Source organism: Pedobacter mendelii (genome assembly GCF_014635725.1).
Lineage (GTDB): Bacteria > Bacteroidota > Bacteroidia > Sphingobacteriales > Sphingobacteriaceae > Pedobacter > Pedobacter mendelii.
Map to the genome: position 1 here is coordinate 15573 of NZ_BMDJ01000005.1, position 12241 is coordinate 27813.

General features: G+C 31.3%; 10 protein-coding genes. 7 read left to right on the top strand and 3 right to left on the bottom strand.

Features of this window, described 5'->3' with window-relative positions; all coding sequences use genetic code 11:
- Positions 1 to 173 precede the first annotated feature (173 nt).
- Complete coding sequence (locus IEV50_RS10065; RefSeq protein WP_188413731.1) at positions 174 to 1271, top strand: metallophosphoesterase; 1098 nt, start codon at positions 174 to 176, stop codon at positions 1269 to 1271.
- A 214-nt stretch (positions 1272 to 1485) separates the two neighbouring features.
- Positions 1486 to 2958, top strand: coding sequence for a glycoside hydrolase family 130 protein (locus IEV50_RS10070; protein ID WP_188413733.1), 1473 nt, complete (start codon positions 1486 to 1488; stop codon positions 2956 to 2958).
- A gap of 172 nt (positions 2959 to 3130) precedes the next feature.
- On the opposite strand, the gene IEV50_RS10075 is transcribed toward IEV50_RS10070, so the two are convergent.
- Positions 3131 to 5401: a glycosyltransferase family 4 protein gene (locus IEV50_RS10075; protein WP_188413735.1), complete on the bottom strand. Its 2271-nt coding sequence runs from the start codon at positions 5399 to 5401 to the stop codon at positions 3131 to 3133.
- A gap of 141 nt (positions 5402 to 5542) precedes the next feature.
- On the opposite strand from IEV50_RS10075, the gene ku reads away from it, so the two are divergent.
- Positions 5543 to 6313 (top strand): non-homologous end joining protein Ku, encoded by a 771-nt coding sequence (ku, locus tag IEV50_RS10080; protein ID WP_188413737.1) that lies wholly within the window; start codon positions 5543 to 5545, stop codon positions 6311 to 6313.
- A 92-nt stretch (positions 6314 to 6405) separates the two neighbouring features.
- Here ku and IEV50_RS10085 read toward each other — a convergent pair whose 3' ends face one another.
- Together IEV50_RS10085 and IEV50_RS10090 are read right to left on the bottom strand one after the other, a co-directional pair.
- Complete coding sequence (locus tag IEV50_RS10085; RefSeq protein WP_188413739.1) at positions 6406 to 7524, bottom strand: alpha/beta hydrolase; 1119 nt, start codon at positions 7522 to 7524, stop codon at positions 6406 to 6408.
- 433 nt (positions 7525 to 7957) lie between these two features.
- Complete coding sequence (locus IEV50_RS10090; RefSeq protein WP_188413741.1) at positions 7958 to 8335, bottom strand: response regulator transcription factor; 378 nt, start codon at positions 8333 to 8335, stop codon at positions 7958 to 7960.
- Positions 8336 to 8460: 125 nt separating this feature from the next.
- On the opposite strand from IEV50_RS10090, the gene IEV50_RS10095 reads away from it, so the two are divergent.
- The 4 genes from IEV50_RS10095 to IEV50_RS10110 all read left to right on the top strand — a co-directional run bounded on the left by IEV50_RS10095 (position 8461) and on the right by IEV50_RS10110 (position 12121).
- Positions 8461 to 10671 carry an ATP-binding protein gene (locus IEV50_RS10095; protein ID WP_188413748.1) on the top strand — a complete coding sequence of 737 codons (2211 nt, stop codon included), beginning with the start codon at positions 8461 to 8463 and terminating at the stop codon, positions 10669 to 10671.
- Position 10672: 1 nt separating this feature from the next.
- A complete protein-coding gene (locus IEV50_RS10100; RefSeq protein ID WP_188413750.1) occupies positions 10673 to 11092 on the top strand; it encodes a response regulator in 420 nt (139 codons plus the stop codon).
- A gap of 82 nt (positions 11093 to 11174) precedes the next feature.
- A complete protein-coding gene (locus IEV50_RS10105) occupies positions 11175 to 11762 on the top strand; it encodes a biliverdin-producing heme oxygenase (protein ID WP_188413752.1) in 588 nt (195 codons plus the stop codon).
- A 179-nt stretch (positions 11763 to 11941) separates the two neighbouring features.
- Entirely contained in the window at positions 11942 to 12121 is a 180-nt protein-coding gene (locus IEV50_RS10110; protein WP_010602585.1) for a BF3379 family histone-like protein, read from the top strand.
- Positions 12122 to 12241 lie beyond the last annotated feature (120 nt).

A 12241-nucleotide genomic window follows, 5' to 3' on the forward strand; every position in this document is an offset into this window, starting at 1 on the left:
TAATAATTTAAATCGGTCGCAGCTTAAAAGTTGCGACCTTTTTTATTTAAAAAAAGCTATTTGCTTAGTTCTTCCATAAACTAAATAAACTAAACATTTTTAATTATGAAATTCGGATTTAAACCATTGCGTTTAATTTTTGTTAAGTTGATATTATAATTTAGGATTAAATAATGCGAAAACTTTTACAAAAATTACTTGGTTCATGGGTTATTAGTATTTCGAATAAATTTAGTTCAAGGCCGGATAGTAAGAGGGTTTACGATTCGCTTACCAAACTTTATCAAAATATAATAACAAAACCAGGCAAAAGAGGAGAGATATTTGAAGTTAAGCCTGATGATAAATTTATTATCTTTTCTGATCAGCATAAAGGAGCTAGAGATTTTTCAGATGATTTTGCCCTAGCAGAAAAAAACTATTTGCAGGCATTAGCTTACTACAATAACGAAAATTATAAATATATAAATTTAGGAGACAGCGAAGAGCTTTGGGAAAACCTAATGGAATCGGTTATTAAGCACAATAAAAAAACCTTTGATGCTGAAAAATTATTCATTAATAGAAATGCTTTTACAAAAATATTTGGCAATCATGATTTATACTGGGATAACGACCCATTATCTCAATTTAATTTGAAAAGAATTTATGATAAGGTTATTCGTATTTACGAAGGCGCAATTCTTCGTTTCTATTTTAACAATAAACCATTTGATGTATTTCTAACCCACGGCCATCAGGGCGATTTGCAGAGTGACGGTAACTGGTTTAGCAAATGGTTTGTAAGTACAATTTGGGCACCTTTACAGGCTTATTTAAAAATTAACCCAAATACACCTGCATATGATAATCAACTAAAAACTGTACATAATTCGTTAATGTACAGTTGGGTATCTGAACAAAAGAACATGGCTTTAATTACTGGGCACACTCATCAACCTGTTTTTGCATCGCTAACGCATTTGGAAAGATTATATGTTAAAATTGAAAAAGCCGAAAAAGAAAATAATTTAACCGATGTCAATTCTTTAACAGCAGAATTAAATAAACTTGTGTCAAAAGGAGAGAAAGCTCCAGAATTTAAAAATTACAAATCGGCTTATTTTAACAGTGGTTGTTGTTGTTTTAACGACGGTGATATTACTGGTATTGAAATTGAAAGCGGATTAATTAGGTTAATAAAATGGTCAAGGCAAAAAAGTAAAATTCCTCAAAGATTTGTTTTAGAAGAGATGAAACTAGAACATTTGATAACAACTGAAGTTGCTTAGATTAATTTTAAAATTTATTTTCACAAAATGTATTGGTAAGTCTGCTAATGCCAAGGTTTTTTTACATGTTTTATTTTAATTGTAATAAAAATTTAGTAAATAGTTTCTGCTCTAAAACAATAATATTTAAACAATTAACTGCTAAATTTAGTTAATATTACTTTCTGATATTGTTAATATTAACAGTTGTAAAAATTACCAAAACAATTAAATAATGAGATTATACATAGAACGTAAACATGTAAAAGTATATCCTGATACTAAGCGTGTTATAGCCCGTTTCTTTTTTAACGGAGATGAAAGAGCTTTAGAGGTAATAAGAAAAGTACTTCAATTTTCTGATGATAGAGTATTCGCTTTAATCTCACCCATTTTACAAGAATATTCAAAGAGACATAGAAACATTACAAAAATTCTAAATAGACACTGTAAAAAATTAAAAAAGCAATTTACTGCTTTAGGAGTCGATTTTGATGAACTGGATCCTTACTTGAGGTTATTGATTGGTGCTTACTTTACACACGAATATTCTATAGAATCTGCTGCGTTTTTTAATCCGAGTATTATAGAAGATCCAGATCAAAGTGATTTAGTTGAAGGTGAAAAACGTGTAATAATTAGTTTTAGAGCAGTTGGAGAAGGGCATATTTCTTCTATTGTTTTTAGAAGAGCACTTATTGATTCAAAAAATAATATTCAGGTTTTACCAGTTGGAAATTATGTAGATGAGGCTGAAGTTGTAAAAAACGCTATTTACGTAAAAAAGATGTTTTTAAAGAAAGCTGCTTATGCGCAAATAAATGCATCTGTTTTAGAAGAAATGGAAGCAAAACTTGATGATAAGTTTGAATATACTAGCTTGAGTAACATAATTAAAGATTCTAAAACCCTACACAAAGAAAATCCACAGAGACAGGTTGAATACGATAAGGTACTTTGGCTGTCTGATACTTATCATACCATTAGCTTTTCTAAAGATACTGATATTTCAGACCGTGTTATTTTTCCTATTTCTGAATTTGAGCGTAAAGGTATCGAAGATGCAAGGTTTGTTAAATTTATAAAAGATGATGGTAAAGTTGTGTATTATGCAACTTATACAGCTTTTGATGGCTCTTTAATTATCCCTAAACTTGTACAAACTGAAGATTTTTATGAATTCAAAGTAATTCCGCTTTATGGTGATGGTGCACAGAATAAAAATCTTGCTTTATTTCCACGAAAAATAAAAGGAAAATACGTAATGATGAGTCGTATTGATGGTTGGAATAATTACCTGATGTATTCTGATAAAATTAATGTTTGGGAAAACCCAATTATGCTAAAGCAGCCCCGATTTGATTGGGATCTGGTACAAATAGGTAATTGCGGTTCGCCCATAGAAACCGATAAAGGTTGGTTGGTTATTACACACGGTGTTGGGCCAATGAGGAGATATTGTATTGGCGTTAGTTTATTAGATTTAGAAAATCCTGGTAAGGAAATTGGCCATTTAAAAGAGCCTTTAATTATACCTAATAATGATGAACGGGAAGGTTATGTACCCAATGTTGTATACTCTTGTGGTTCAATTATAAGTAATGGAGAACTAATCATTCCTTACGGATTATCTGATTACAGTTCATCTTTTGCAACAGTAAATTTAGAATTGTTATTGAATAGATTATTAGAAAATAACGAAGGTTAAAAAATCTTCGTTATAAAAAGAGGATGTTGTCTCATAAATCAATTTATCTTTGCACCTTGTTATATTTAGCTTGTCTAAACGCCCTAAAAGGCAGTTTTGCAAATCCTTCGGCAGGTTCAGGATGACATTTCATATTTATGAGACAGCATCCTTTTTGTAATACATATTAAAACTAAACGCACTTATCTATCTCAACCAAAGGAGAAGATAATGTTTGGAATTCTATTTCGGCTGCTTTTAAAACTGTTAAATGCGAAATGAAATAGGCCAGTGTACTTTCGGCACCCTGATTTCTGTTTACGCTATTAAACTGTAAACCATCTGCACAGCCATGAGTTTCAAAATCATATAAGGGAATATGTAAACTATTTCTGCCCAAAAACCATTCGTAACTTATTTGCATCAAATTTAAATACTTATCATCTTTCGTAATTTCGAATGTTTTGGAATATAATAATACCATCGCCATTGTCTCTAATGCTTGCTGATCGTAAATTGGATTTTTGCCATGTTTTTTCATCCAACCTTCATTTCCAACAGGATTTAGATAACCATTTTCGAAAGAAAAACCATTTAAAAATTCAATACTCTCCATCGCTATCGTATATGATTCTGCATTGCCTGTAGCCTCGTGATGACTAAGTAGTGCTAAAGGTAAAATTGCATTATCATAAGTTAAAATATCTTCATACCAATGCCAGTTTTCATCTTTATTTTTATGGTAAGAATCAATTAGTGTTTTTGATAAATTATTAATTTCTTTTACCAAAAGTTCATCACCAGGGTGGGCACACAGATAATATGAAATACCGATAATGGTGTCTGCAATAGCACGCAAATATTTCAAATTTTTAAAGTGTTTAACCGAGTTTGAAAATAATTCTCTTCCAAATTCACGATATGAATTGTTTGGTGCTATACAAACTAAATAACCTAAAGACCATATTGTACGACCAAAAGAATCTTCGGAACCAATTTCATCCAAGTAGTTTCTATTAAAGCTTAAGAAATTTCTAAAGTTGCCATCATCAGTTTGCATGTATTGGATAAAACTTAAATAAATAGGCATTAATTGTAATGCCTTTTGATTTTTATCCTGATCATAAGCTAAAAGCGAAAGTATAAGCGCTCTGGCATTATCATCAATACAATAACCTTCCTTTAAATTTGGGATACCAAATTTAGCATGTTGAATAATTCCTGTATCGTCAGTTAAAAGTGCTACGTGATTTAAGTTAAGCGCAGGCATATTATCAACATCAATTATTGGTGGCATGTTTCTTTTTGGCTTTTCACCATTAATAAGTGCTTCATTAAGCACTTTAAGATAGATATTTCCAATAGCAGGCCATCTTAACTTTAAGCCGTATTTGTAAGCATTACTTCTAAGCTCTGCATATTTCTTTTTATCACTTAAAAGTTCGTTTACAATTGAAGCTAATTGTATGTCGTTTTTAAAATCAAATAATCTACCTCTGTTATCAGCAAGTAATTCCTGTGCGTGCCAATATGGTGTTGAAACAACCGCTGCACCTGCGCCAACTGCGTAAGATAATGTTCCACTAGTAATTTGCGCTTCATTAAGATATGGTGTTATGTACAAATAACATGCAGTTAAATATTGGTGTAATTCTTCTTCTGAAACAAACTTATTTACGAATGCTATATTTTTTTCTACACCAAGTTCTTTTGCTAGTGACTTTAAGCTGTCGCGATATTCTTCGCCGTTATGCTTAACTACGCCAGGATGCGTATTGCCTAGTATCACATATAAAACATCCGGATGCTTAGAAACTATTGCAGGTAATGCTTTAATCATTGTTTCAAGACCCTTATTTCTACTTATAAGTCCGAATGTGAAAAGCACTTTTCTTCCTTTAAATAAATCGCTTAACGAAATTTCATTATTGAGAATAGGCTCTAAATCGGGTACTCCATGTTCGATTAATTTTATTTGTGATGATGGGATTTGATAAATACTATTTAAAAATAAAACTGCTTTTTTACTCATTACCACTATTTTAGAAGATTTGAAGGCAATCTCCTTTATGATGGTTTGTTGCATAAAGCTTGGATCTTTTAAAACCGTATGCAGAATTGTAACAAAAGGCTTTTTTAGTCTGTTAAGTAATGAAAGCAAAAAAACGCCACTATTGCCCCCATAAATTCCAAATTCATGCTCAATAATGCAGGTATCTATATCACTATTATTTATAAAATTTGCAGCTTCAATATAATCTTGCTGATTTTGTTGTCGAATTACAAATTTGACTTCTTTGGGATAATTGTGCTCTTCTAAATTATCTGATTCATTTAAAGCTACAATGAAACTTTTCCTTGCATTATAGGATGGATTTAAGCCTAAAGCATTAACTAAATTTTGATTAAATGTAGCTAAACCACATTCGCGTGGTGGGTAAGTAGAAATATAGGCGATTTTCATATGTATTTCGAAGGATTAGATACTTAAATAACATACAATTACCTAAATAGTTTGTAATTCCTTCAATTTACGCATTTTAAAAGGTAAAACAATATTATTTAAAGACTTGTTAATAAGTAAGTTTAATATAATATAATAATTATGCGATCAATATGGAAAGGTTCAATAGGTTTTGGTTTGGTAAACATCCCTATCAAATTATTTTCAGGTGTTCAAAACAGCAATTTGGATTTAGATATGCTTGATGAACGCGATCATGCAAAAATTAAATTTTTAAGGGTTAACGAAAACAGTCATAAGGAAGTACCTTATGAGAAAATTGTGCGTGGCTACTTTTTAAAAGATAAATACATCATTTTAGATAAGCATGATTTTGAAGAAGCTGCTCCAGAAAAAACTAAAATAATTGAACTTGAAAACTTTGTTGATATTAAGGATATTAATCCTGTTTTCTATGAAACATCTTATTATACAGAACCCGAAAAGCAGGGTAGAAAAGCATATGCCTTATTGCTAAAAGCTTTAGATAAATCGGGCAAAGCAGGCGTAGCCAGATTTGTGTTGAGAAATTCCGAAAATCTTTGCGTTATTCATCCTATGGATGGTGTAATTGTGGTAACTAAGATAAGATTTCAGCAGGAGATAAGAAGCCTATCCGAAATTACAAAAGTTGAAGATATTAATATAACAAAAAAGGAAATGGATGTTGGTTTGGCACTAATTAAGCAGTATAGTTCAAAGTTTGATTTGAGTGCTTTTAAAGATGAATATAGCAATGAACTGTTAAAAATAATTAAAGCCAAGTCAAAGGGTAAAAGAGCAACCGTTAAGAAAATGAAGCCTCAAAAGGCAACAAGCGATGATTTATACGACCAATTAATGCAAAGTTTAGGCTCAAAAAAAGGTGCTTAATTGGCTATTAATTTTAATGACTTAGTTACAATTTAATAATGAAGGGGAAATGCTTTGATATTTCCCCTTTTTTAATTTATTAATTTTCGTAATTATTTAAATGCTGCTTTTAACTGCTCTGATGCGTATGCTTGAGCAGCTTTGGCTTCAGGCACTATAATAGCCATTCCAAAAAATTCATGTGTTACACCTTCATAGTTTCTGCTACTTACTTTTACACCTGCATCAGAAAGCTTATTTGCAAGTATTACACCATCATTATGAAGTGGATCTATTTCAGCCGTAATTATAGTTGTTGGTGGTAAGCCTTTTAAATTTGCATCAACTAAAGATATTTTTGGATTTTGCGCTTCAATCATAGTGGTTAAATATTTTTCTGTAAACCAACTCATCATCGCTTTATTTAATGGTTTTGCATCAGCATACATTTTGTAAGATTCTGTATCCATATTTGCCTGAACTATTGGATAAACTAAAACCTGGTGAACTGGAACCATAATATTTTTATCTCTTGCCATAATAGAAACGTTTGCGGCTAAATTTCCACCAGCACTTTCCCCAACTACAGCAATTTTAGCTGGGTCTGCTTTTAAGCTTACTGCATTTTTAATTGCCCATTCGTAAGCTGCAAAAGCATCGTTATGAGCTGTAGGGAATTTGTTTTCAGGAGCTAAACGATAAGCAACTGAAACTATAACCGCACCAACTTGCTCTGCCAAGCCTTGAGCAGAAGCATTGTAAATATCAAGATTAGCGATGACAAATCCGCCGCCATGGTAATAAACAATTAATGGATATGAACCATTTCCCGATTTTGGAGTATAAATTCGTATATGGATTTTTCCTCCTGTTACGTCAATATCTTTACCCATAGTATCAACCTTTGATGCTGGAATAGTAATTTTATTCTCTTTAACTAAATCCATCACTGCATCAGTTGGGGTATGGTTTTTACGGGCATCTGCTGCACTTAACGTTTCAAGTGGCTTATCTCCGTAGCTTATTAATTTTTCTATAACTGCTTGCATCTCAGGCTTAATGGTTTTACCCCATTCTGGTGCAGGACCTGCAGGCTTTATCGAAGTTGTTGCAGAAGAGTCTATTGTTAAAGAATCCGAATTTGCTGACGACTTCGTATTGCTATTACATGCAGAGATGCTTATCGCTAACATGCATAATGCTGCAGAGAATTTTAATAAATTCGTTTTCATTGATTAATTTTTTAGGTGAACAATGGTACTATAACATTATCAATTAGATAGTGTTTTTAAACGTTCACAACTTTTTAGAAGTTACTTAATTTTCAAGCATCTTTTTCTAAATTCACATTAAAAAAATGGTTACAGAAATAATGGGGTTACCAGATAATATTTTTGATGTTAGGGCAGCAATATTTACAATAAATTGGCCGATTAGGTATTAATAAAAGGGTCGTCAATTGCATTTGGGTTTTTATTGTAGTTTTTTGGCCTATGGTTAATAAAACTTATCAGCAAATGGTTATAGAATGGCATGGATAGAAAAAATGTTAATCCACTATCAGGCACATTTCAAAATTTTGCAAATAGAGTATTAATTTTATTGCTTAAGCCATTTGCTGTTGGCGATGACATAATTGTCTCAAGGGTAGAAAAGAACAACAAGTTAATTTAATGATTTTTTTAATAAAGCGTAAATTTTGTCCATCAATTCATCGATATTAAATGGTTTAGCCATAAAATCATCAGCAGAAACATCATCTAGCATATAATTAGACGAATTATATCTTGCAGAAATCATTAACACAGGGATATGCTTTGTCGTGCTTTTTTCTTTAATTTCTTTAAGCAGGATACGGCCATCTATATCAGGCAGCATAATATCCATTATAATAACATCGGGTTGGAATTCTTGAACGTGATTAATAAAATCAGCACCTTTGTTTAATCCGGCTACGTCGAAAGCTTCGCTTTCCAAAATTAAAGTAATAACATCTAAAATTGCGTGGTTATCTTCAATAACCAAAATTTTTTTTATTGCCAACTGGATGAATTTAAAATTTTAAACAAATATATAATAAAAAATAAATCAGAATAAGGAATTAAATAAATTAGAACTTTTCTAAAAAGCTTTTAAAATCTGATATTTTTGCAATACTTAATTTACTTATGAATAAATTTTCCGTTGACCTAACAAATTGCGATAAAGAGCCAATACATATTCCCGGGAAAATACAATCTCATGGGCTTTTAATTGCTGTTAATAAGTCAGATTTAAATATTTCTTATATCAGCGATAATGCATCTTTATTTTTAAAAGCGCCTGCTAAAAATTTCTTAGAGAAGCCATTGACGTCATTAAATAGTTTTATTAAACAGCAAGAAGCTGAATTTAAAATTGAAGACCTTTTAAAACTAGGTGTAATTAAGAAAACATTTGATTCAATTACACCTTATCCGCTAGTGATAAATGAAAATCCATTTTACTTAATTATCTCACCATCAGAAAATGATTGGTTGCTCGAATTTGAACCTGTTACCTTACAATACGACATTCAAAGTTTAATAGGTAGGTCTGCTTCATCTATTCTTAAAGGTAAAAGTGTTTCCGATTTACTTAAAGGAGCAGTTGTAGAAGTAAAAAAACTTATCGGTTACGATAGGATTATGATTTACAAATTTTTGGATGATGGGCATGGGGAAGTTGTCGCTGAGGAAAAAGAATCTGATTTAGCATCTTTTTTTGGCTTACATTATCCCGCATCAGATATTCCAAAGCAAGCAAGAGAATTGTATAAATTAAATTTAACCCGGCTAATTGCTGACGTTAATACAGTAGACTCTCCAATTATAACTTTTAAAGAATACGCTCCATTAGATTTAACAAATGGAAGTTTGAGAGCTGTTTCCCCAATACATATACAGTATTTAAAAAACATGGGGGTCTATTCAAGTTTTAGTATTTCATTAATCGTGAATAATGAATTGTGGGGACTTATTGCCTGTCATAACTATAGTTCAAAATTTATTGATTATAAAGCTCGCGAGGGTTCTAAATTGATAGGTCAAATTCTTTCATCTGCGTTAGAATATCGCCAAGAAGAAGAAGATTCGGAAGTTGTTGAGCAATTTAAAGATACGGCCACAATAATAACTACTCATTTAAATCGTGATAAATATTTAGTTGAAGCACTAACCGGTCATAAGCGGACACTTTTAGATGTTACAAAAGGTACAGGGGTTGCTATAATTTTTGAGAATGTTTTAAAAACCATCGGTAATGTTCCTGTTGAGACAGATATTTTGGAACTTGTAGCGTGGCTTAAGATAAATAGTGATGAATCTATATACTACACACATAGATTATCAGAAATATTTCTTCCGGCTAAAAAGTACAAAAGCATAGCTTCGGGTATATTAGCTTGCTCTATAAGTAAGGATCCTGATGAAATTATTATATGGTTTAAGCCAGAACAACTTACAACCGTAAACTGGGCCGGAAATGCTGATAAATCTGTAATTTTTGATCAAGGATCGGCCAGTCTTTCTCCAAGAAAATCGTTCGAAATTTGGGCACAGATTATAAGTAATACTTCCGAAAAATGGTTTCCTGAAGAAATCACTTCTGTACTGCGCATTCGTGAAATTATCGTAACTTTTATAAATAAAAAAGCAAATGAGATTAGGCTGCTAAATGAAAAATTGCAAGCAGCATACGAAGAACTAGATACATTTAGTTATACAATTTCTCATGATTTAAAAACGCCACTTACATCTATTAAAACCTATGCCGAATTACTGCTTAAAAATAAAAGTATTGATGGCAATGGAAATAAGATGTTGGAAAGAATTATATCTAGTGCTAATAAAATGAATTTTCTGATTAGGGAGATTTTAAATTTGGCTAGAGTTGGTCGTTCTGAATTAACTTTTGAAACAGTTAATATGTCATCCTTATTAAAGGATATAAATGCAGAAATTTGGACGGCTTTTAAAGCAGACAATATCGAACTGATTTTAGGTCAGTTATTAAGCTTAAAAGGAGATAAAACTATGATTGCTCAAGTTTTTACTAACCTAATAAGTAATGCTGTTAAATATTCTTCTATGGAAGATAAACCCAAAATAGAGATTTCTTCGTATACCAACGGGGAAGAAACAATTTATGCTGTAAGTGATAATGGTATAGGAATTGATAATCGGTATTATGACAGAGTTTTTGAGCTATTTAAGCGCATGGATAATGTTAAAGACATTGATGGGACAGGAGTAGGTTTAGCAATTGTAAAACGAATTGTTGAAAGACATAATGGAAGGGTTTGGTTTGAAAGCAAATTGAATGCAGGTTCTATTTTTTACGTAGCTTTTAAAAACAGATAAAATGAAAACACCGGATATATTCTATGTTGAAGATGATGTAGATTATGCATTTTTTATGCAAACTGCCGTACAAGAGTTAAAGGATACTATTAACTTAACAATTGTTGAGGACGGAACTGAAGCTTTACATAGTTTGCAGAATTTTGCCGAAAGTAAAACTAAGCCAAAACTTATATTGTTAGATTTAAACCTTCCCGGTTTATCTGGTTTAGATTTATTAAAAATTATAAGAGATATTCCTTACTTGAAATCAGTTCCAGTAATTTTGTTTTCTACATCAGATGATCCTGAAGATGTACAGGCATCAATAGAGTTTGGGGCAAATGCTTATCTCACAAAACCAGATGGTTATGATAATCTTGTAAAATGCTTACATTCTGTACATGATTTTTGGTTTAACCAGCATTTAAGGTTAAACTAATTTTATATAATATAAAAGATTCGGGTCATTAAATCCGAATTTTTTGTTTTAATATCATTTCTAATTTTAAAATACCATAATAATGATTGCCAATATATTAAGAGCCGAAACTGCTGAAAGCCATAAAGAACTCGAGGCCCTAATGTTTGTTAATGAGATTATGAACAAATCTTTAAGCATTGAGAATTATAAAAAACTGCTATCCATCAATTATATAATGCACCAAAGGCTTGAGCATAAATTAGCTAATATGTTAGATGACGATATTGCAGAAAAATTAGAGTTGAAATCAAGATTTAAACTTTCAGCTTTAGATAAAGATTTGGCATATTGGAAAATCGACCCCTTAACTTTACCAGAATTAGATTTTAAACTATTTGTGCCAGAAAAAAGTAATGCAGCAGTTCTTGGTGCTTTATATGTGCTGGAAGGAGCCACATTGGGTGGAAACGTGATAAAAAAGCATATTCTTGCAAATCCTAATTTTAAAAATAACGATGATGGCTTAAACTATTATGGTGTTTATGCCGAAGAAATCATTTCTAAATGGAAAAGTTTTGTTCAAATCTTAAATCAGCAGGTTACAGAAGCTGATTTTGGTAATTGCGTTAGAAGTGCGAATTTGACTTTTGGTAACCTGATAAAATTGTCTAAACAGTTAAACTCATAACCCGTTATTTCATCTTTAAACTTTAAATAATACTTCTAAAAGACTTCCAGAGGCATGTTCATGCATTTAAAATGTGCAAAACTTCTTTCAAATAAATATTTGCTTTCTGTTGTTAATTCAGTGTAAATATGTATTATTGAAAAAATAAATTTTTTAAACCTTAAAAACATCAATTAGCGATGGAAAAATTCTCAAAAGTTAAAGCTGCTGTTGCTGCGATTGAAGCAGATGTAGAAAAATTTTATAATGCTGGCAATGCAGCTGCTGGTACTCGTGTGCGTAAAGCAATGCAAGATCTTAAAGTTTTAGCACAAGAAATCCGTGCAGAAGTAACTGACAAGAAAAACTCTGGCAAATAATATTTCGCGAGTAAGAACGAAAAGGTCCCGATTTTAATTGGGACCTTTTTGCGTTTAAGAATGTTCAATTATAGTTATACAATATTAATTGATATAATTACCTAAGCGAAACCAGATACA